This is a genomic window from Mesorhizobium intechi (genome assembly GCF_002879535.1).
In the GTDB taxonomy this organism is placed as follows: Bacteria; Pseudomonadota; Alphaproteobacteria; order Rhizobiales; family Rhizobiaceae; genus Mesorhizobium; species Mesorhizobium intechi.
Genome location: NZ_PNOT02000016.1, coordinates 1 through 21,393, shown reverse-complemented (window position 1 = coordinate 21,393; position 21,393 = coordinate 1). Strand labels below are relative to the sequence as shown.

Sequence of the window (21,393 nt, the reverse complement as noted above, 5' to 3'; positions counted from 1 at the left end):
GGATTACATGGCGCAGGCTGCGAGGTCGCCGTCATGGGCGGCCTGGACCAGGCGTCGCATGGCAGTGAGGTCGAAGGGGCGCGGGTTGTTCTTGATCAGGCGGTCGATGCCGAGTGCCTGGTCGGCGGTCCAGTCGAGCCTGTCGGCGGGAAGGCCGAGATCGGCGAGTGTCGGCGTGATGCCGATCGCCGTAAATAGCCGCCGGATTTCCTCGATGGTGGCGTCCGCCATCTCCCCGGCGTTCCGGCCCTTGGGCTCAAGGCCAAGCGCTGCGCCGATCTCGGCCATTTCGGCGGCGACCACGCGGCTGTTGTAGGTCATGACGTAGGGCATCATCGTCGCGACGCCCAATCCGTGCGCGGTGTGGGTGAGGGCGCCCGCCGGATATTGCACGGCATGCGCCGCCGCCGTGCCGGCGGTGCCGAATGCGCAGCCCGCCGCCAGCGCGCCCATCATCACATCGGCGCGCGCATCGGCGTCGGTGCCGTCGGTGCAGGCTTTCTCCAGGCTGCGGCCCAGCAGTTTTATGGCCAGCAGGGCGAAATGGTCGGTCAGCGCGGTCTTGCCGATAAAGACATGCTGTTGCGCCAGGCTGGGGTCCTCGCCGCGCCGCTTCGCGGTGAAGGCCTCGATCGCATGGGTCAAGGCATCGGCGCCGGCTATCGCGGTGAGAATAGGGGGGCATGTCATCGTCAGTTCGGGATCGCACAAGGCAACCGCCGCGATCAGATAGGGGCTGGATATGCCGACCTTGAGCGTCCGGTCCGGATCGGAGATCACCGCGACGGGCGTCACCTCGGAGCCGGTGCCCGCGGTGGTGGGCACGGCGATCAGCGGCAGCGTCGGGCCGGGAACCTTGAACTCCCCATAGTAGTCCTGAAGCTTGCCGCCATGGCTGAGCAGCAGGCCGGCGCATTTGGCGAAATCGAGGCAACTGCCGCCGCCAATGCCAATCACCATCTCGGGCTGGAATTTCGCGGCCTCGTCGACGCAAATGCCGACGCTGTCGCGTGGCACGTCGGGAAGCACACGGTCATGCACCAGCACCTCGATCGATGCAGCCTGGAGCGATTTGACAATTTCCGTGAACACCGACGTGCCGGCGAAACGCTCGTCCGTACAGACCAGGGCGCGCTGGCCGAACCTGCTGGCGACTGTCGGCAGCACATGGCGCTGGCCTTTCCCGAAAAGGATTTCACGCGGAAGCCGGAGGGCGGCGAAGAGGCTCATGAAGATCTTCTGTCCTTTGGCGGCGGCCGAACTGGTAAGCGTTGTCGCGACGGATCCGCCATCTGTCCGCAACCGCGCCAGGACAGCCTCCAGCACCTATGTGAAGGCTCGGAAAACATATCCACTTTAAAATCGTATAGGATATAGGATTGCATCCGCTAGACCATCGTGTTAGCAGTCCGCACTGTCAAGAGGCAAAAAAAGATGCAGGCCGCGAACTCAATCGACACGAGCGACAGGACCGCCGGCGGCGGTCGCATCCAGCGCTCCAACAGCCTGGTCGAGGATGTCTACGAAGCGATCTTCGCGCAGCTGATGGCGCTGAAGATCGCGCCGGGTTCGCGCATCACCGTCGACAGCCTGGTCAAGGAATTCAACGTCTCGCACACCCCGATCCGCGAGGCGCTCGGCCGCCTCGAAGGCGAAGGCCTGGTGCTCAAGACGCACCTGATCGGCTATCGCGCGGCACCGCAAATCACACGGCGCCGGTTCGACGAATTGTACGAGATGCGCCTTCTGCTTGAGCCGCATGCCGCGGCGAAAGCCGCCGCTGCCATGGATGAAGCCAAGCTCAACATTTTGCTGGACGCGGCCGGCGTGATGTCACGGCGCGAAGGCAAGGACGATCGCCTGCGCTATTCGAACTTCGCCCGGCAGGACGCGATCTTCCATGACAAGATCATGGAGTTTTCGCAAAACGAACTCATTCGGCAAACGTTGAGCCATCAGCATACCCATTTCCATATCTTCCGCCTGATGTATCATGCCCGCGTGACCGAGGAAGCGCTCGACGAGCACGAGGCGATCCTCGCCGCATTCGGCGCGGCCGACCCCGACGCCGCCCAAAAGGCGATGCGCGTCCATATCGAGCATTCGCGCGATCGCTTGCTTCCGGCCTTCGATTGAGGTCGGACCGGATGTTCGTTGCCGCCAATATCGCCGCAAACGAAGGAAGCGCGCTGCCCACTGGTACCGTGCCGGGCGCCTATTTCCCGGATTCGCCGTTCTGATCCGATCCGATTTCGAAGACAGGCGAGGCGCGATCGGCGCCTCGCCCAGGCCCAACAGGAGGAAGAGCCATGCCAGGCAAGAAAATACTGATGCTGACCGGTGAGTTCACCGAGGAATACGAGATCTTCGTCTATCAGCAGGCGATGGAGGCCGTGGGCCACACGGTTCACGTGGTGTGCCCGGACAAGAATGCCGGCGACTTGATCAAGACCTCGCTGCACGACTTCGAGGGCGACCAGACCTACACTGAAAAGCTCGGCCACTACGCACTGATCAACAAGACGTTCTCGGAAGCCGAAAGACAGCTCGACCAATATCATGCCGTCTACTGCGCAGGCGGCCGCGGGCCCGAATACATTCGTACCGACAAGCGCGTGCAGGCGATCGTGCGCCATTTCCATGAGACCAAAAAGCCGATCTTCACGATTTGCCACGGCGTCCAGATTCTGATCGCGGTCGATGGCGTCGTCCGCGGCAAGAAGGTCGGAGCTCTCGCGGCTTGCGAGCCGGAGGTCACGCTTGCCGGCGGCACTTACATCGACCTGTCCCCCACCGATGCCTATGTGGACGGCACGATGGTTTCCGCCAAGGGCTGGACGGCGCTTGCGGCCTTCATCCGCGAATGCTTGAAGGTCCTGGGAACCGAGATCCGTCACGCCTGAGCAGGTCGTGGATAGTGCGCGGATAGCGGATGAACTGGCGATTTACAGGCGGTTAGCCACGTGAGGCACTTTACAAATCGCTAATGGACACGTGTGGTATGGTTGCGGGTCGGAATTCCCCGCAATTCAAACTTGGGAGACGTCCATGCCTGGTGACGAAATCGACAAAATGGTGGATCCGTTTGACAAACACAGCATGGCGCATAAATGGAAGCACGGCACTGGGACCGAGGCTGGCGGTGGCGATGGCACAGGCGAGCAATTTACCGGCGTCTACTTCGCATCATGTCAAGATTGCCCGCAGGCCGGTGGCTGGATTGGACCAAACAGGCCAACGCGAGAACAGGCCCAGGCTGACGCCGACGCCCATAATGAAGGCCATCCGGGTCACAGGGCGGGAGTGGTGTGACGCTTTGAGCGAGTGATGTAACCTGCGTCGCCCCGTGTGTCTCCATGGGTACGGTCAGACTATATGCAGTGATCGTCCTGCGTTTGCCGCGGTTGAGGCCTGGTAACGGACCTCCTGGGCATGCGTAATACCCGGATCGCTACCCACAAACTTATCCGTTGCAAGGGGTACACGGCGGGTCGCCAGGGGCGGGCCAGATCAGCCAACTGCCGACACTCGCTCTATCTGGCGAGAAGCCAGCGGTGCGCTGGCTCCGCAATCGCATCCGCGAGGTCGCCGGCGCTCATGCGCGCTCGGCGTGCTTTGGCTTTGCGAGCTGCTGTCGCCGCCGGCGGCTGCGCTGTTCAACTTACCGTGCTCCCGGCGGTCTTGAGGATTGGGTGCAGCCCTTCATGCCCTGAGGACGGTCCGACCTGCGCTCGGATGTCCGCTTATTGCGCGCCCGGGTGGCGAGCGACACTATTGTTCGAAAGGCTCTCCCAGCGAAGCCACGCCGTTGAGCTTGAGCAGACGCCGGTTCGAAGAAATGATGCCCAGCACGACGATTGTCACGAGATAAGGTAGGCTCGATAGAAGTTGCGAGGAAACGTCGAGCCCAGTTGTCTGGGCCGCGAGGCTTGCGAGTGACACGGCGCCGAAGAGGCAAGCACCGAGGAAGATACGGCTGGCAAGCCAAGTGCCGAAGACCACGAGCGCGATCGCGATCCAGCCGCGCCCGGCGATCATGCCATCGGCCCAGAGCGGAGTGTAGACCACGGCCGCGTAGGCACCGGCGAAACCCGCCAACGCGCCACCGAAAGCGACCGCGGCGAAACGCACTGCGATTACCGGATAGCCGAGCGCATGGGCCGCCTTGGGATTCTCGCCGACGGCACGCACGACAAGGCCGGTCTTGGTGTAGGCGAATATCGCCCAGATGGCGACGGTCGCAGCAAGCGAGAGCCACACGACGACATCCTCGACGAACAGGCCGCCGATGACCGGGATATCTGAAAGCCAGGGCAATGAAAGCTTCGGTAGGCCTTTGACCGTGAGGCTCTCATAGCTCTTGCCGAACAGCGCCGAGAGGCCCTGGCCGAGTATGCCGATGGCGAGACCCACCGCGACCTGGTTGGCGCGGAACCCCAGCGCGATGACGGCAAAGACAAGGGAAAGAGCCGTGCTGGCGAGGCCCGCGGCGACGAAACCAAGGAGGTGACCGCCGCCGTGATAGACGACGATGAAGGCGATGACCGCTCCCAGGGCCATCAGTCCCTCCACGCCGAGATTAAGGACGCCGGCCCGCTCTGCCACCATTTCGCCCAGCGCCGCCAAAAGGAACGGCGTGGCCGCCGCCAGCATTCCCGCGACGATGAATTCGAGGGCATTCATGGAGCGCTTCCGTGGGCGGCATGGCGCCATTCGAGCCGGTAGCGGACGAAGGCGATGGCGACGAGATAGGCGAGCAGCAGACTGCCCTGGAAGACCCGGACCGCGGCGACCGGCAGGTTTGCCGAGACCATGGCGTTGTCGCCGCCGATATAGAGGGCCGCCATGAGCAGCGCGGAAAAAACGATGCCTATCGGGTGAAGGCCACCCAGATAGGCGACGATGATGGCCGCATAGCCGTAGCCGGTCGAGATGGAGCGCTGCAACTGGCCGAGCGGCCCCGCGACCTCGGCCGCCCCGGCGAGGCCTGCCGCGAAGCCGCCGATGAGGAGGGAAAGCCAGATCGCGCGTCCTTCGTTGAAGCCGGCATATCCGGCTGCGCGCGGCGCAAGGCCGCCGACCTGCAGCTTGTAGCCGGCGAAACTCCTCTGCATGAAGACCCAGGCCGCAAGGGAGAACGCGAAGGCGATGAGCAGCGAGACGTTGACGCGGGTGCCTGGGATCAGGATCGGCACCATCGCGTCGTACTGGAACATGACCGACTGCGGGAAGTTGAAGCCGGCCGGGTCCTTCCAGGGGCCGAGAAGCAGATAGTTGAGCACCTGTGCGGCAACGAGCGCCAGCATGAGCGAAACGAGAATTTCGTTTGCGTTGAGCCGCACGCGCCAGAACGCCGTGAGCGAGGCCCAAAGCGCGCCGCCCAGTGCGCCCAGGACGAGCATGGCGGGCCAGATCCACTGGCCCGTTGCCTGCGGCAGCCAAATGGGAATGGCCGACGCGAAGATCGCGCCGAGGATGAACTGGCCCTCGGCGCCGATGTTGAAGACCTTTGCGCGAAAGCCGATGGCAAGCCCCTGCGCGATCAGCAGCAGCGGCCCCATCTTCAGCAGGACTTCCGAGAAGGAGGCCCACGACAGGAAGGGTTCCAGAAGCATCGCGTGGAAAACGGCGGCCGGATCGCGGCCCATCAGGAGGTAGAGCCCGAGATTGAGCAGCGTCGCCAGGCCAAGCGCAGCGGGCGGGGCGACCAGCTTGATTGCAAGCGAAGCGTGTTCCCGGCGAACCAGAACGGGAAGGAACGGCCGTGACAGGGCGCTCATGCGGGGACCTTTTCGGCCGTCGAATGCGCGCCGATCATGTAGCGGCCGATCTCCTCGGGCCTGGTGTCGCGCGTCACCAGCGGCGGGCTCAGCCGGCCCTGATGGATCACCTGGATCGAATCGCAGAGCTCGAACAGTTCCTCCAGTTCCTCCGAGATGACCAGGATGGCCATGCCTTCGTTGCGCAGCGCGACAAGGCGCCGACGGATGGCGGATGCGGCGCCGATGTCAACGCCCCAGGTGGGCTGCGCCACGAACAGCAATTTCGGGGACAGCATGATCTCGCGGCCTACGATGTACTTCTGCAGATTGCCTCCCGAAAGCGCCCCGGCCTCGGTTTCGGAACCCGGCGTGCGCACATCGTACTGCCGGATGCAGTCTTCAGTGAAGGCCTTCGCGCGGGCCGTGTCGACGAGGCCGCGTTTCAAGAGGCCGGAGGGATGGGCAGTCAGAAGGCTGTTGAGGACGAGCGACATTTCCGGCACCGCGCCGCGGCCCAGCCGCTCCTCCGGAACGAAGGCAAAGTCCAGCCGACGGCGGGCCGCCGCATCGATCGCGCCGACGTCCCTTCCCATCATGAAGATACGCTCTGACTTGTCGCGCGGCAGCACCGTCTCGCCCGAGATCAGCGCCGCGAGTTCGCTCTGCCCGTTGCCCGATATGCCTGCGATACCGAGGATCTCTCCCGCCCGGACCGTCAGGCTGACGTCGGAAAGCGCCACGGCGAAGGGATCGTCCGGCCGATGGTCGAGGCCGACGATTTCAAGGCGCTTTTCGCCGCCGGAATGCGCAAGCGCTGGCATGGGCTGAGGCATGTCGCGGCCGATCATCATGCGGGCGAGGTCGTGCGCGTCGTGATCGCGGGGATCCACATGGCCCGTGATGCACCCGCCGCGCAGTATGGTCGCGCGGTCGCAGACCGCACGGATCTCCTCCAGCTTGTGCGAGATGAACAGAATGGACACGCCACCGTCGCGCAGCCGCCGCAACGTCTCGAAAAGCTTGTCCACCGATTGCGGCGGCAGGACGGAGGTCGGTTCGTCGAGGATCAGGAGCTGCGGTCGGGTCATCAGGCAGCGGATGATTTCCACCCGCTGCCGCTCTCCGACCGAGAGCGCGTGCACGTGGGCAAGTGGATCGACCTCCAGGCCGAAGTCGCGGCCGAGCTTACGGATGCCCTGCGCAAGAACCGATTTGCTCCCGGGCACAACCAGCCGGACGTTCTCCACCACCGTCAGCGTCTCGAACAACGAGAAATGCTGGAAGACCATGCCGATCCCCTTGCGTCTCGCATCCGCCGGGGACGCGAGCGCGAGGGGTTCTCCTTTCCAGCTCGCCGTTCCGGCGTCCGGCTGCTCGACGCCGTAGATCAGCTTCATCAGCGTCGATTTGCCCGCCCCATTCTCTCCGAGGATCGCATGGATCGAGCGCGGAGCCACGTCCAGATCAATGTCCCGATTGGCATGGATCTGGCCGTAGCTCTTGGAAATGCCGCGCAGCGACAGGAGCGGAGCGGTCATGGTTACTTGGGCAGCGGCGTGGTGACACCCTTGACGTGCCAGTCCATGGCGACGATCTCGGCCACGGCCATTGTCTTTCCGGCGGGCACGCCTTCGCTGCCGTCGGCCTTGGCGATCGGACCGGTGAAGGGCGAGAAGCTGCCGTCGGCGATCTTGGCTTCGACGTCCTTGATCTTGGTCATGACGTCGGCCGGGATGCCGGGGTTCCAGTCGACGACTTCGACGACCTTGTCGCCGACACCCAAGAAGGCGTTGGCGCCCTTGAAGGTACCGGAAAGGTGGGCGTCGACTGAGGCTTTGAAGAAGGGCGACCAATCGGTCGCCACGCAGCCGAGATAGGTCTTGGGCGCGTATTTCTTCATCGACGAGTTGAGGTTGAAGGCGGGGATGCCAGCCTCCTCGCAGGCCGAGACGACGGAAGGCGTGTCCTGCGCGTTGGAGAAGATGACGTCGCATTTCTGCGCCAGCAGCGCCTTGGCGGCTTCCTGCTCCTTGGCCGGATCGAACCAGGAGTTCACCCATACGACCGAAACCTCGACATCGGGCTTCACAGCCTGCGCGCCCAGCGTGAAGGCGTTGATGGAGGTGATCAGCTCGGGGATGGCGAAGGCGGAGACGGAACCGAGCTTGCCGGTCTTCGAAAGCGCGGCCGCCGCCATGCCCATCAGGTAGGTGCCCTGGGAATATTGGGCAGCAAAGGGCGAGAAGTTCGGCGCCACCTGGAAACCGGAAGCGTGCAGCACGGTGACGTCGGGATTGCGGCGCGCGATCTGCAGGGCGCCGTTCTGGTAGCCGAAGGAACCGGCGATCAGGAACTTGTTCCCGTCGGCGACCGCCTTGTTCATGATGCGGTCGGCGTCGGGGCCTTCCTGAATGTTCTCGATGATGGTGACCTTCACCTTGTCGCCGTAGGCGGCCTTGACCGGCTCGAGCCCGTCGGCCAGCGCACGGCCCCAGCCGACGTCGCCCACCGGCGAGGGGACCACAAGCACGATGCCCAGCGGTTCGTCGGCGGCAAGCGCGCGGCTACCCACCGCGGCGACGAGCCCGGTAGCGGCAGCGCCCTTCATCAATGTTCTGCGGGTAAGATTTGTCAGCATGTCGGTTCCCCTTGCTTTTGGTTTTGGCTGCTAGAATTCCACGGTCGCGAGCGCCGCCTCGGCTTGCGCGAACAGCCTGGCCTCGTCGAGCCCCGGGAATTCTCCCTTGGCCCAGACGATGCGGCCGTTGATCATCGTCATGTCGGTCGGCGTGCCGATGCCCACCTTGGCCAGCAGGCTCAGCGGATCGTGCCGCGTGCCGACATAGTCCATGCGCCGCGTGTCGATGGCGAACAGGTCGGCGGCCATGCCGGGTGACAGCCTGCCGATGTCGCCGCGCCCGAGCAGCGCCGCGCCCCCGCTTGTCGCATAACCGAGGAAATCGACCGGCGGTGGAACCGGATGGTCGCGTGTCGACGCCGACAGGCATTGCAGCATGTAGGCGGAATGGATGCAGTGCATCAGGTTGGAATTGTCGTTCGAGGCGGCGCCGTCGCAACCCAAGCCCACAATGAGCCCGAGGGCCGACATCGCCGGTATGTCGGTGATTTCGGCGCCGACGAGATAGACCGGCTCCGGGCAGTGCGCGACGCCGGTGCCGCTGGCGGCCATCTTGGCCAGCTCGTCGTGGGTCAGCTCCCAGCAATGGGCATAGAAGGCATCCGACCCGCAGAAGCCCACCTCCGCGCAATAGTCCACGGTGCGCAGGCCATGGCGGGCCTGCATGACCGGGCTTTCACCCTCGCCGACATGGGTATGCATGCGCACCTTGCGGTCGCGCGCCAGCGCCACCGATTCCACGAATGTCTCGCGATAGCAGTTGACCGGCTGGCAGGGCGCGACGACGACCTGGCGCATGCCGAAGCGACCGGCATCATGGTAGGCGTCGATCAGCCGGGCGCAGTCGGTGATGAACTCGTCCGTCGTTTCCAGCATGGCGTCGGGGATGGTCGAGCCTTCCGATTTCGGCAGCGTGTTGCCACCACGTCCGGCATGGAAGCGCATGCCGAGCAGTTCGGCCGCCTCGAACTGCCGGTCGATCAGCCTTTTCCCGGCATGACGCGGAAAGCAGTATTGATGATCGAACGCCGTCGTGCAGCCGTGCTTTATCAACTCCGCCATGGCCGTGACCGATGCGTGATAGAAGCACTCCTCGGTCAGCCGCGAGAAGATGGGATAGATGCGGTCGAGCCATTCGATGACCGACAGCTTCGTCCAGTCCAGATCGGCGCGGTTGCGCACGAAGCACTGAAAGAAGTGGTGATGGGTGTTGACCAGGCCGGGATAGACGAACCAGCCGGCAGCATCCTGCGCGACGGTCCCGACAGGCAGATCCCCCTTGTCGAGGCCTTCGCCGATGGCCCGTATCGCCGGGCCGTCGGTCAACACATCGACATTGCGACGGACGCGCGGACCGTTGCCATCGTCCACGATGACCGCGGCGCAGTTCTTCAACAGACAGCCCGCCATGTCAGGCCTCGCCTGGGACGGGCTCGGGGCTGAGCTCGTGCAGCCGGTGGATGCCGGGCATCTCGATGAAGCCGTCGAGGCCGCGGATCGCCCGCGACCACAGCCGGATCAGTGGATAGGGATCGAGCGAGACGCCGCCGTCCGGCGCCAGCGCCACATAGGGAAAGCAGGCGATGTCGGCGACACTCGGCCGGTCCGACGCGAGGAAGCGCTGGCCGCGGATATGCTGTTCGACGAGGCCGGCTTCCAGCTCCCGCAGGGCCGTTGTCCCCTGTCCCTGAAAGACATCGATATTGCCCGGACGCAGCAACATCTCATGCAGGCGCGCCGCCCCCAGGCTGGCGGTCAGCCGATGCGAGAAGGAAAGCCATTGCTGGACGCGCGCCGCCTCTCCGGCCGTATCGTTGCCCAGCCATTGCGGCGCCGCCTTCGCGGCGAGGTAGACCAGCATGGCCGAGGATTCGGTCAGGACGAGGTCGCCATCCTCCAGGATCGGGATCGAACCCGCCGGGTTAAGCGCCATGAGTTCGGGACCGCGATGCTCGGCACCGGGATGGAAGTCGACGGGCCGGATGTCGAGCTTCACCCCGGCCAGCGCAGCCATCAGGCGCGCCTTGTAGCAGCTCGGCGACAGCACATAGTCGTAGAGCTTCATTGCGCCACCAGTTGCGCGCCGTAGGTGTAGCCATGGCGTTTCAGCCAGCGCCGGTAGGCAACGGACGTGAGGTCGGCTCGCGTGGGAATCTCCATGCCGGGATCGAGCGGCAGCAGCCCCGGAATCTGGTTTTCAAGGATCGATCGGTCCTGGACGAAGATCGTCTGCTGGAAATGGATCAGGTCCGTCATCGGCGTCTCGTCGTCGAACAGCGCCATCCATGGCCACACGTCGCACAGGTCTTCGGCAAGAGGCTGCACGAAAAGCGTGATGACGTCCCATTCGCCCGGGCGCGGCGGACAGGTCTTGTAGAGGATCGAGCAGGTCGGCGCAGGCACGCGATACATGTATTCCGTGGTTATGCCGCCTTCCGCCGACCTGGCGGCCTGCGGCTGGTAGAACTTAACCTGGGTCGCCCAAACCTCGTCCTCGTCCTCGCGGATCTCGACCTTGTAGTTCTGGACCTCCGTATGCGGTTCGGCCCCCAATATGTCGGTATGGACGAACGGAAAATGCGCAATGTCCAGGAAGTTCTCCACCGCGCGCAACGGCGAGCAACGCACCCGCACCACCCCGACATCGACAAGCCGGCGGCCAGGCTGATCGGCCTCAGGAATCGCAAACAGCGCCCTATGCGGCTCACCCGGCGACGACCAGACATGGCCATAGCGCACGCAGACCGGCAGGGCGCGTCCGTTGCCCCCCGTGACCATGGCGTTTCCGTCGTCGCCAAGCCGCACCTCGATCGGTTCGCCCATGAGGGTCGTCTTGCGCCCCTGCGCATCGAGCTGGCTGGCAAGGCCGACCGGATACCATTCGTCGATCATCGCGTTGCGGCTCATTGGACGGCCCTGCCGCGCCGAATGCTCTCGGCCGCCCGCCGCAGCGTTTCGGCGGCCCGCGACGCGGCGATCCGCTCGGTCGGATTGGCGTCCTCGCCCACCAGAACATGCATGAGCGTCCGCGCTTCCCCTTCGGGGGCAAGCAGCAGCCGCAGCGCCCGGCCATCGTGGGTATGGTCGAGCACGCCTCCCTCGGCCTGTGCGCCCGCGGCCGCCTCCAGCGCCGCGACGTCCGCTTCCACCATCATGGAACGCAGCGGGGTCACGCCGTCGAGCCGCGGCGGCGGGGCAGCGGCTTGGCCGACGGAAATCCATATGAGCCCGCCGCTGTCCTCGACCGTGTGGGTCGCGACGCGAATAGTCTCCGGCGGCGCAAGCCCCGGATGGGCCGGGATGCGCAGGCAGTTTCCCGCCTGGGCATAGCTCCAGCCGTGATAGATGCAGGACAGGGCCTCACCGCGCACGAAGCCATGGGAAAGCCGCATGCCGCGATGAGGACATCTGTCGGCAAAGGCCGCCGCACGGCCGGAGCGGCTGCGCCAAAGGGCAATCGGTCCGACCGGGGATTGCGCCGGCATCACGGTTCCCGCCGGCAAATCCGCGGAGAGGGCAACAGGCATCCAAGAGCCGGTCGGATAAGGCGGCATGCATCAACTTTCAAACAACACAAGCATCTTCCCGAGCGCCGCTTCGCGGTCAAGGATATGCTAATAGGCCGGGTTAGGTTTGCACAACATTTCCTCACTGGCAATAATGCCCAAAAAAGGTGCACGGCACCTTGGCAGGCGGAGGCCGCAGTCCGGAAACTAGCCCGATTCGCTCTTGATCGGCGCCCGGCGGATGGCCTCGACCCAGACATCAATTGGTCCAAGAGAGCACCCCATCTCCATCATGTCGATGAGTTCGACCGGACCGGCAAGGTCGAGTTCGATGCGGTCGGGACCGGCAACGCATATGGCCTGTGCGAGCCCGAGCTTGGCAGCATGACGCTCGATCCACGGAAGGAAGGATGCCGCCTCGACATCGCCGAGGATCGTCATGCGCTCCTGCCAGGAATATCGATTTTGCTCGCTCATGGAAAACCTCGGCTATGAAAACAGATGTATATCTCTCTGTGCTCAATCGCTGAAGCACCTGATCGAGCGCCGTGAACAGGCTGTGGTGGGGCTTGTGATCCCTCAATCCTCCATGACGTCCGCAAATTCTCGTCTGTGAGTAAGTTCCCGCCGCAGCGCGCCAACGACAGTATCATTGGAGGCATCTGTTTTGAGGCGTCGTCACGCCAGACCAGAAGTCGAAGACGGGAATGACCGCTATGTTCGGGTTGATCACCAGGATCGACCGACAGGTTTCAGTCCAACCAGTCGCGCTCACGCCTGGTCAACATGTCTTCATCGACATTTTGCGAGACAAGGCAGACATACCGCCTGGACTAAAAACCAGTCCTCCTGCTGGTCGTTCGCCAGACCAGACGAGAGAAGTCGACGCTCGCGGTGGCGTATAGACAGCTGGCTTGCCGCGTCCTCCGATCGAGATCACCCGTACGCTGTTGCTCTCGAGTTCATCCAGATAGTCGGCCCACCATTGCATCATCTTGATGCGCTCTTCCCAGTGCTCAACCCGGGCGTAGGCTCGACGAACGTCGTTGTTCTCAATGTGGGCCAACTGCCGCTCTTTGGTGTCCGGATGCGGCGGAAGGGAATGTGGAAGAGGAGGCAATGGTGCCCAGAGGCGGAATCCAAGTAAATGAAATCTGGTTTTGCTTTCAAATGTTTGTGGTTCGCATAGCCACGGCACCTACCAACAGGACTACCAACAAAATATTTCTGTGGATTAGTTTGGTTCCCAAACCTCGCTCTGCACGCTACGACGCCGGCATACCTGCACCTTATCTCACAAGCCGATAGCGGTTGCTACTTGGGGTGGCCCAGTTCGTCCCCCTTCAATGACATCCCATGATCCGGGGGGTCGAGTCGGGAGAGGGATACCGCCAATACAGTGCTGCCACTGAATTCGTTTGCTAACTCGATTCCTTTGCAAGTTATAGGGCGGTTTGCAGCCTTAAATCGTGTCCCCGCAACCAATTCTGTCATAAATCAATAGCCGTCCCGGTCTAGCCGGGGCGGTTTCTTGCGTTTTAAAGGCAAGGGACGTCTCGGTGGCGCGTTGCGCTCGAGCCGACCTTGCCCCTCTGATCTAATCCGGTTTGAAGTTCGTCTGGCCCATCGAGAGGACCAGGACATGAAACGCAGCCGCTTCTCTGAAGAGCAGGTCATCGGAATTTTGAAGGAACACGAGGCCGGGTATCGGTTGCCGATCTGTGCCGCAAGCACGGGGTCAGCGACGCCTCGATCTACAACTGAAAGGCTCGCTTCGGCGGGATGGATATTCAACTGGGCGTTGACGCGCGCTCGCTCTTGAACGCATGACTGGGGCATGCTCGATACTGTAGGTTGGCCCGTGATTGGGTCGGGGGAGTAGTCTTGCACATCACGAACAGCGGGCGCGGCATTCACCAGCGCGAAGTCAAAGGCATTGACCGACTGAAGGCAGCTATGCCGCGGGACTGGTATGCCTTTACGAATCTTGATCTGGCGCTGGGAGCCGGAAAAGCTCGGGAGATAGACGTTATCCTCGTCACCAACCGCCGGATCTTCGCGATCGACCTCAAGGATTGGTACGGCAACATCGAGAGCGTAGACGGTCGATGGCTTCTCGATGGCCACGACAAAGACGCGTCGCCGGTCGGCAAAATAAACGACATCGCGCGGCAGTTGGGAATATTGCTAACTAAGGAATTTGCGAAACGACCAGAGACAAAGCATGTCCCGGTCCCACGGGTTGAAGGCCTCGTCGTCCTCATCGGTAAAGCGGACCGCTCTGGAATTACCGAAGCCGAACGGGCGAAGGTCCTCACCCTCGGTGAATTCAAAGCAGCCGTGTTCCCCGATCAATCAGATCGAGCGACCTTCGGGAATATTGCAGAATACATCGTCCATCATCCACTCACCGAATCAACCTGGAAAGAACGCCTGAGCCGCTTCTTCAACGCAGGGCCAACGACGCTTTTCAAGCCAGGGCGGAGAAGCTTTCAGAGGTATGTTGCTGATGATTCGTCGACGTTCGAGCACCCTGATGGCATTTACCGAGAATATGACGCTCGTGAAGAGGGGACGCCCCCGAGCTTCGGTACTCTTCGCCTTTGGGATTTTACCAAGGTAAAGGACGCTCGGTTCCAGACAGAGGAAGGTCGTCTGGAAATCGCGGGCCGGGAACGCCAAGTCTATCACTGGCTGCGCGACAGGAGCGACAGCATTGATCGGAACCTGCTAACGCCAAGGCTCGAAGATCCCGATCGGAGTGTTCACTACTGGGAGATCTACGACCGCCGACCACGGCTGAAGCGATTATCTGACTTTGCCAAGACCGAGGTGAAGAGCCTTTCGCCCGTCGAACGTATAGAGCTCGCGCGACAGCTTTTGTCGGTTCAGGCGGAACTTCATCGCAATTCTGCGGCCCATCTGGATCTTGGCGGGCACAGCATTTGGCTTGAAGCACCGACCACCGTCCAGATTTCTCACCTTTTCGCCGCACGTTTCCCCGAGGTGAGATCTCTCGGCGACTCTCGGTATCATTTTCTGGCGAGCGTAACCGTCCCTGAGGACGTGCTTGGCGAAAACGCGGGGCCAATGCGACGGGACGTCTTCCTCGGCGCGGTCGCAGTGCACCAAATTATCTATGGCTGTCTGCCCGGTGGCAATCCGCCGGAGTGGTCTGCCGCCGTCGATGCAGGAGCTGAGTTCGAGGTCTTGCATCATTGGTTTGCGGAGGGCCTGGAGCTTGATGCGAAGAAGCGTTTTCCAGACGCTCGTGCAGCTCTTGAGGCATTCAACAAGGCAACTGTACAGCATCCTACCCCTGAAGAGGTTCAGATCGGACTGGCTCGATATCGGGAGGTCATACGTTCCCAATTAGCTTTGGCGTCAGCGTATCCAGTTGTCGGAGAACCGATTCGCGAGAGCGATCGCTTGGATGCATGGCGTACTGCCGCAGACGATAAGCAACTCGTGGTTAAATTGTGGAAGCAATCAGCCTGGGGCGACCTCCGAAAAGAGGGCGCGCGGATACTCGCCTTCCTCGATAGAGCAGCAGAGATCAAAGCCGACGAGCCAGAGGGCATCCCGGCCATTCATACTATCGCTTGGCTTGGCGACGCTTTTGCGGTGGTCCAAGAATGGATCGAGGGTTCCTCACTGCTTTCGATCATCGAGGAGCACCCGCAACGATGGCAAATGGCGATCGAAGCCTTGGCTGCGGTGCGGCGGCTGATCAAAATTGTCGAAAATCTCCATGCTACGGGTGTCGGTCACGGAGATCTGAAGCCTGAGAACATCGTAATCCGCGAAGATGGAAAAACGTTCCTGATAGATATTCTGGACTTCTCGTCACTTTCGGAAGGCGAAATACAAAATTCCGCGTATGCGATTGCTGGGGGCGATCGCTTCGAACGCGACAGATATGGCCTTACTTGCTTGGCAGAGGAGATTTTTGGCGCCGCACGCTTCAAACCGGAGCATGCTAGCCGACTCTCGAAAGCGATCGCGACCTGCAGGGAAATGGAGCCGCGTCTTGCGACGATTCTTCCCCTCGTGGAGGCAATCGACAAAACGTTAGGCGAGTTGGAGGAGGCCGACAGTGATCTCGCGACCGCCGCCGCCACTGTGCTCACGTTAGCCATCCGCGGTTCCGAAATCGGTGCGCTGGAGCCGGACGAAGGACGTTTCTTTTTGCGCAGTTACCGGAGCCCAGTGCGTGGACCAGCCACTGTGCATTTGCGAGGTGCGTTTGAGGAAATCGAATTCCGACTAGACGACGCTGGAAAATTAAAATCTGCGACCCGTCGCAGACTGAGCCAGACGCGCATTGGAATTGTCGCCCGTCACGAGGTGTTTAACTTCGAAGGGGAAGTGCTCGTCGAACGCTCGGACCACAATGATTTTTCTTCTATGGAGCAGTTTCTTGAAGGTGACGCTATTGCAGCCTCGCTTGCAGGAAACGGCCGCGATCTCGACCCGAGCTCTCTTGAAGTTGGTGATCTCGGGGCGTCAGATGAAGACGACGAGGAACGACTGATTGAAGAGATAGCGGCGACTCCAGTTGCCGGACCGGACTCTGTCGACGTTCCTTTGCTCTGGCGCAACCTTATCGACAGCGAGAAGGAACTGACCACAGAGGGCGTGGCCCAAACGGACAGTATTTTTGACGGAGCTGCCGGACGGCACCGGCTCTCGTTTGAGTTGGAAAGCGGGACCTTTGATTTCGACCGCAACGATACAGTCGCGGTCGAGAGGTTGGGAAACAAGGGTATTTGGCGCCGAATTGGAGAGCTCGACGTTCAAAACTCGAGAGCCAGTCTCGTGGTGATAGAGACGACGCAGTACGGCAGCGCCGGCAGGCGCCTTGTCGAGGATGGACAGCGGCTACGCTTTGTCAGCCATTTTGAAACCGAGAGTCTTCGTCGCCGTGGAGAGGCCGTGGACCGCATACTAGCTGGCAACGGTCGCGCCGGCAGCCTTGTCTCCGTCTTCGATCCACGGACTAGAGCGGTTCCTAAGGTTGTCCCTCACTCGCTTAAGAGACTGGAACTAGCTAAATACGACTTGAACGCAGACCAGGTCGCGGCGTTCGAACGCATCATCTCTGCGCGCCCTTTGGGTCTTTTGCAGGGGCCTCCGGGAACTGGGAAAACGCGGTTTATTGCAGCGCTGGCTCACTACGCGATCACGGAAGGCCTCGCTCGAAACGTTCTCTTGTCAAGCCAGTCGCACGAGGCAGTGAATACCGCCGCCGAAGCATTGCTCAAGCTGTTCCGAGCATCGAAGGAGGAACCAAGCATGCTTCGGGTGGCGATGAACGACGATCAGGTTTCCGATCCGATCAGAGGATACCACACACGCAAAGTCGAGCAGGCCTTCAAGGATCGCTTTCATGCTTCTTTTAGTGAGCGAATGCACATTGTGGGCACTGCGCTGGGCATGCCGCCTGAAATCGTCAACGAGGCAATTTTGATCGAAACTGCGATCCGGCCGATTGGGCGAAGGCTTGCGGAATTCCAGACAGCTTCGGAGCCTCCGCAGGAGCGTATAAATGGGCTGAAGGAAACCTTGGGTGCGATGCTCGTGCAGCTCGGGTTAGACCCCTCATTGGTGGATGATATTGACGGCAGCGCTGATGATTTCAATCACACCTTAGTTGAGTGCCTTATGACGCGCCACGGGAGGTCGGGTGCCGCTAGCGCGGACAAGCTCAACCGACTTCTCTCTGCGGCGAGGTTGGGGCGAGACTTCGTCGGCAGCGCATCACGATCGCAGCGCAGTTTCGAGACCTTTCTTGCAGGCACTCGGCAAGTTGTGATCGGCACATGTGTTGGGCTCGGGCGAGCTTCCCTTGGCTTGACCAGCACTGCGTTCGATTTGGTTATCGTTGACGAAGCCGCAAGATGCACGGCTAGCGAGCTTCTGGTCCCGTTGCAGGTGGCTCGGTGGGCAGTGCTTGTAGGTGATCAAGCCCAGCTTCAGCCGCAGCACAAGGCCGAGGTTATCGAACAGGTTGCTGAAAGGACAAAGATCGCGAAGAACGAGATCCAACGAAGCGACTTTGAAAGGGTATTCGAGACGAAATATGGATTGGCGGCGGGCGCGCGCCTACGGACCCAGTACCGCATGCTTCCTCCAATCGGAAAGCTGGTTTCGGAGGCCTTTTATCCAAAACTCGATCTCGAGGCCGGCAGAGAAAAGCCGGCGATTGATCTCAACCTGTTGCCTGGGGAACTGTCCCACCCTCTGACCTGGATAGAAACTGACGATTTGGGAGAAGCGGCATATGACGCGAAAATGAAGGAAGGGGGAAGCAGGCAGAACAGGGTCGAGGCCGACGCAATCGTAGCGACGTTGGAAACATGGTGTGCTCACTCGCCCTTTCGCCAATGGCTTGAAGCGCAGACGGAGTTTCCAATCGCCGTCGGAATAATTTGCATGTACGCAGCCCAAAGGGACCTCATCCATCGGAAGCTTCTTAGATCATCGGTATCGGAGCTGCTGACTAAGCACATCAAGGTAGGAACCGTAGACAGCTACCAAGGCAAGGAAAACCCGATTGTCGTGCTTTCGTTGGTGCGGAATAACATCGATGGAGCGCAGGAAGGCCCGGTTCGCACTATTCGGGAAGGCTTCCTCGTCGCTCCCAACCGGATAAATGTTGCCGCCAGCAGAGCAATGGACCGCTTGGTAATCGTTGGGGCTCGACACCGCTGGCGTACCGCTGGTCCGATGGGGCAATTGGTAGCTGGCTTCGCGAAACGTGTGGTCGAGGGTTCGGCGCGAACTGTGACTGCCAGGGAGATTTTGGAACCTAGATTCAACGAAAATGCGTCGCCAAAAGAGAGCCGCGGTGAAGGACCTACCGGTGGCAGGAGGAGGAAATGATTGGCCGTCCCATACTGCGTCTGAAGGTCGATGAACTCGTCCCTCCCGAAGAAGACAAGCGAATGGAAATGGGAGTCTATGATCTCCTGTTGCCGTGTCGACGTTACGATATCTCGTACAAGGTGGCCATCTTAGGGTTGGTAAGCCCCACGTTGGAATTCCTGTTGCGCCTCGTCAAAGCGGTGCCTGGTCTTAGCGAGGACGATGCGCGCGAGTTCTTCGGCTACGATCGTGTTGAGATGGAATATGTGCTCGAAGAAGCTACTGGACCTGGCTACTTGGAACGCGAAGGAGCACGGCTTTGGCTGGCAAATCCCGGTGAAAGACTCTTTAACGACGGAGACGATGGCCCGGTGATTTATAAGGTTGAGGGCCGACGTGGATCCTATGGGTTTGATCTAATTGCCTTGGCTCCTGAGCTTCAACGTAGTTTAGACAAGTTGGAGCAGGGTCTTCCAGACTTGGTGTTGGACGAGGAGGCAACCTCTGGGACAATCTCGAAAGATATTCCTGATCGATTTCGTCGCTTCTTTCGCGAACTAGGCGACCGATCGGATCGTGAACAGGTGCAGAAGCGGGATCTATATTCAATCGATAGCGTGTCGCCTGGCGATCGCTTCCAAGTCCCCATACGGATGAAGGTTTATGCACAGGCTGCCAATCCAAGTTTGGGCGAAATTGACCTAAACGCTTGGCGACCCGATGTCGAACTTGGGGACAGACCGGAGGTCGAAAGGGCCGCAGGTCATTTCCTTACGACAGGCCTGCGTGCCAGCTCTCGACCTGACCGTGATGGCGCTGCCTACCAAACTCTGATTGATTTGGCGCCTGAGTTCCTTGGTGATTTCACGATTCAGGCTGGATTGTCGGTAAAGCGATATTGGCGCGAAGCTGTCTCGCGCACAGGCGACCCCAGAACGGACCGTATGACTGTACCGCTCGTCGGACAGATCACCACACAACAGAATATCGAGCGGCTTTTGAGAGTGGTCGATTATGGGATCCGTAATGTCGAGGAACCGCCAGGCGTTGTCCTTTCCGTGCCTCCTAACGTTGGCTTTTGGGGCGCTACTTCTCTTCTTCGCGATGTTATCGCGCTCTTGCGACGCAGGGTGGGGGCAGACGAGGGTAACGACGAGAACGAGCCACAGAGCTACTGCATTGTTGCCGGCAAGCCAGCGAAGTATGTCGAACAAGCTTTCGATCGCGTGGAGATTCTTGACGCCTTTGAAGTGTCTCCATCTCTAGAAATGCTGCTTTTGCCGGGAGTTGCTTTTGCGGCACTGGTTCATGCCCCGATCGGAACACAGACAGGAACCGCCGCCCCACTTGGTTTCGCATCATTCGATCCGGTCGTCCTTGATAGGGCCCATTCATTTGTCATAGACCGGGTACTTAGATACGTCGGAAACGACGTGCTGCGGAGTGATGTGGAGCGGGCAATGGCGATCCCGCGGAAAGTAAAATCAGCAGAAACTATGCCGGAATCCGGAGAATCTACATTAAAATAGATCTAAAAATTTGATATAGGTCGATTTTCGTACCCGAATAAGCTCTGTTGACTGCAGCCGGTGCTTTCCTATGTGAATTTGCTTTGCCATGTCCCACGCCCCGATAAGATGCAGGGTCTTTCGCCACCCGCCTTGTTTGTTTCAGTGCATCTGACCTTGCCTCCAGTTTTTATCCAGTTTTGAGTTCGTTTCCGGCGTGGGTGCCCTACTGGGCGGATCAGAACCGCGTCGAATGGCATTACATTGCGCCCGGCAAGCCAATGCAGAATGGCTTCATCGAGAGCTTCAACGGCCGACTGCGCGATGAACTGCTCAACGAGACGCTGTTTACCTCGCTGGCTCAGGCGCGCGTAGCCATCGCCCTGTGGCGCGCCGACTACAACACTGCGCGGCCGCACTCCCAAATCGCCTGGCAGACACCGGCCGAGTTCGCCACTACCTTCAATCCGCGACGGTCGCTCGCGCTGCGCTATGCCAAAGGCTCCGCGCCAGCGGCCGTCGCTTCACCCGCCCAGTAGGGCACAACCCACGCCGGAAACGAACTCAAAACTGGATAAAAACTGGAGGCAACGTCAGCGTGCTAGACGGAGTGAGCTCCTGGTCGAATATGAACACTCACTGGCGTTCCGCTGCTCTGCAACACGAGTGCCAACCTTAACGGACGTGGGTTCTTTCCCGATGCCGCGGCAGCCTGTGAGTGGGGACGCGTGGACCACGTTTGGTGCAATGGGTTGCTGTTGACCAACCTGAAAAATCAACGACCGGTTGGCGAATGTGGTGCAAGCCGTTGAAATGAGCGCCAGAAACTACTGACCGTCCGCTTCCGCCTGACGGTTACATGCGTGTAGCCGAATAGCGGATGATTCCTATGAGGGTAGTTGATGGCGCTGGGCGCCAACTCTCAGCCGGAAAAGGGTACAGCGGTCGGCGGCCAGGGCGGCGCGGCCATAGGCGCTGCCGTGGCAAATGATCCGGTGCAAGGCGCCGTTGTTGGTGGCGCCGACTGCGCCGTTGCCGGTGCGTTGATCGGCCGGGCCAATGAACCGGACCGCTGCCCCTACCGGGATCGCTACGGGAAATGTATGCGAAAG

At 60.9% G+C, this 21,393-nt stretch carries 16 protein-coding genes and 4 pseudogenes; 9 read left to right on the top strand and 11 right to left on the bottom strand.

What is annotated here, in order from left to right; all coding sequences use genetic code 11:
• Window positions 1–3: 3 nt before the first annotated feature.
• On the bottom strand, window positions 4–1,230 hold the full coding sequence (locus C1D09_RS01005; RefSeq protein ID WP_143972573.1) for an iron-containing alcohol dehydrogenase: 1,227 nt from the start codon (window positions 1,228–1,230) through the stop codon (window positions 4–6).
• 204 nt (window positions 1,231–1,434) lie between these two features.
• On the opposite strand from C1D09_RS01005, the gene C1D09_RS01000 reads away from it, so the two are divergent.
• From C1D09_RS01000 to C1D09_RS00990, 3 genes are all read left to right on the top strand, one after another.
• Complete coding sequence (locus C1D09_RS01000) at window positions 1,435–2,136, top strand: GntR family transcriptional regulator (protein ID WP_143972572.1); 702 nt, start codon at window positions 1,435–1,437, stop codon at window positions 2,134–2,136.
• 173 nt (window positions 2,137–2,309) lie between these two features.
• Window positions 2,310–2,903: a DJ-1/PfpI family protein gene (locus C1D09_RS00995; RefSeq protein ID WP_010913455.1), complete on the top strand. Its 594-nt coding sequence runs from the start codon at window positions 2,310–2,312 to the stop codon at window positions 2,901–2,903.
• Window positions 2,904–3,048: 145 nt separating this feature from the next.
• Window positions 3,049–3,312 (top strand): hypothetical protein, encoded by a 264-nt coding sequence (locus tag C1D09_RS00990; RefSeq protein ID WP_143972571.1) that lies wholly within the window; start codon window positions 3,049–3,051, stop codon window positions 3,310–3,312.
• 459 nt (window positions 3,313–3,771) lie between these two features.
• On the opposite strand, the gene C1D09_RS00985 is transcribed toward C1D09_RS00990, so the two are convergent.
• The 10 genes and pseudogenes from C1D09_RS00985 to C1D09_RS33560 form a co-directional block, all read right to left on the bottom strand.
• Complete coding sequence (locus tag C1D09_RS00985; protein WP_143972570.1) at window positions 3,772–4,683, bottom strand: ABC transporter permease; 912 nt, start codon at window positions 4,681–4,683, stop codon at window positions 3,772–3,774.
• A complete protein-coding gene (locus C1D09_RS00980; protein ID WP_143972569.1) occupies window positions 4,680–5,780 on the bottom strand; it encodes an ABC transporter permease in 1,101 nt (366 codons plus the stop codon). The genes C1D09_RS00985 and C1D09_RS00980 overlap by 4 nt, the downstream gene beginning before the upstream one ends.
• On the bottom strand, window positions 5,777–7,300 hold the full coding sequence (locus C1D09_RS00975; RefSeq protein WP_143972568.1) for an ABC transporter ATP-binding protein: 1,524 nt from the start codon (window positions 7,298–7,300) through the stop codon (window positions 5,777–5,779). The genes C1D09_RS00980 and C1D09_RS00975 overlap by 4 nt, the downstream gene beginning before the upstream one ends.
• Before the next feature lie 2 nt (window positions 7,301–7,302).
• Window positions 7,303–8,397 carry a BMP family ABC transporter substrate-binding protein gene (locus tag C1D09_RS00970; protein WP_208760330.1) on the bottom strand — a complete coding sequence of 365 codons (1,095 nt, stop codon included), beginning with the start codon at window positions 8,395–8,397 and terminating at the stop codon, window positions 7,303–7,305.
• Window positions 8,398–8,430: 33 nt separating this feature from the next.
• Window positions 8,431–9,810 carry an amidohydrolase gene (locus C1D09_RS00965; protein ID WP_143972566.1) on the bottom strand — a complete coding sequence of 460 codons (1,380 nt, stop codon included), beginning with the start codon at window positions 9,808–9,810 and terminating at the stop codon, window positions 8,431–8,433.
• A gap of 1 nt (window position 9,811) precedes the next feature.
• Complete coding sequence (locus C1D09_RS00960) at window positions 9,812–10,465, bottom strand: glutathione S-transferase family protein (RefSeq protein ID WP_143972565.1); 654 nt, start codon at window positions 10,463–10,465, stop codon at window positions 9,812–9,814.
• A complete protein-coding gene (locus tag C1D09_RS00955; protein ID WP_143972564.1) occupies window positions 10,462–11,307 on the bottom strand; it encodes an aromatic ring-hydroxylating oxygenase subunit alpha in 846 nt (281 codons plus the stop codon). Before C1D09_RS00955 ends, C1D09_RS00960 begins: the two co-directional genes overlap by 4 nt.
• Window positions 11,304–11,954, bottom strand: a complete 651-nt coding sequence (locus C1D09_RS00950) for an aromatic ring-hydroxylating oxygenase subunit alpha (protein WP_143972563.1) — start codon at window positions 11,952–11,954, stop codon at window positions 11,304–11,306. Before C1D09_RS00950 ends, C1D09_RS00955 begins: the two co-directional genes overlap by 4 nt.
• Window positions 11,955–12,113: 159 nt before the next feature.
• The gene (locus C1D09_RS00945; protein ID WP_143972562.1) at window positions 12,114–12,383 is read right to left on the bottom strand and encodes an acylphosphatase; all 270 of its coding nucleotides are present in this window, start codon (window positions 12,381–12,383) and stop codon (window positions 12,114–12,116) included.
• Between the two features lie 304 nt (window positions 12,384–12,687).
• Window positions 12,688–12,996, bottom strand: a pseudogene (locus tag C1D09_RS33560) (hypothetical protein); the annotation flags it as partial.
• 552 nt (window positions 12,997–13,548) lie between these two features.
• On the opposite strand from C1D09_RS33560, the pseudogene C1D09_RS00935 reads away from it, so the two are divergent.
• From C1D09_RS00935 to C1D09_RS33400, 6 genes and pseudogenes are all read left to right on the top strand, one after another.
• Window positions 13,549–13,667: pseudogene (locus tag C1D09_RS00935) on the top strand (transposase); the annotation flags it as partial.
• Window positions 13,668–13,790: 123 nt separating this feature from the next.
• Window positions 13,791–18,791, top strand: a complete 5,001-nt coding sequence (locus tag C1D09_RS00930; protein WP_143972561.1) for an AAA domain-containing protein — start codon at window positions 13,791–13,793, stop codon at window positions 18,789–18,791.
• Complete coding sequence (locus C1D09_RS00925) at window positions 18,788–20,302, top strand: hypothetical protein (protein WP_143972560.1); 1,515 nt, start codon at window positions 18,788–18,790, stop codon at window positions 20,300–20,302. Before C1D09_RS00930 ends, C1D09_RS00925 begins: the two co-directional genes overlap by 4 nt.
• A gap of 209 nt (window positions 20,303–20,511) precedes the next feature.
• Window positions 20,512–20,820: pseudogene (locus C1D09_RS00920) on the top strand (integrase core domain-containing protein); the annotation flags it as partial.
• Between the two features lie 70 nt (window positions 20,821–20,890).
• Window positions 20,891–21,093: pseudogene (locus C1D09_RS00915) on the top strand (nodulation protein NodU); the annotation flags it as partial.
• Window positions 21,094–21,183: 90 nt separating this feature from the next.
• Window positions 21,184–21,393, top strand: a 210-nt coding sequence (locus C1D09_RS33400; protein ID WP_143972559.1) for a glycine zipper domain-containing protein, incomplete at its 3' end; no start/stop codon positions are given.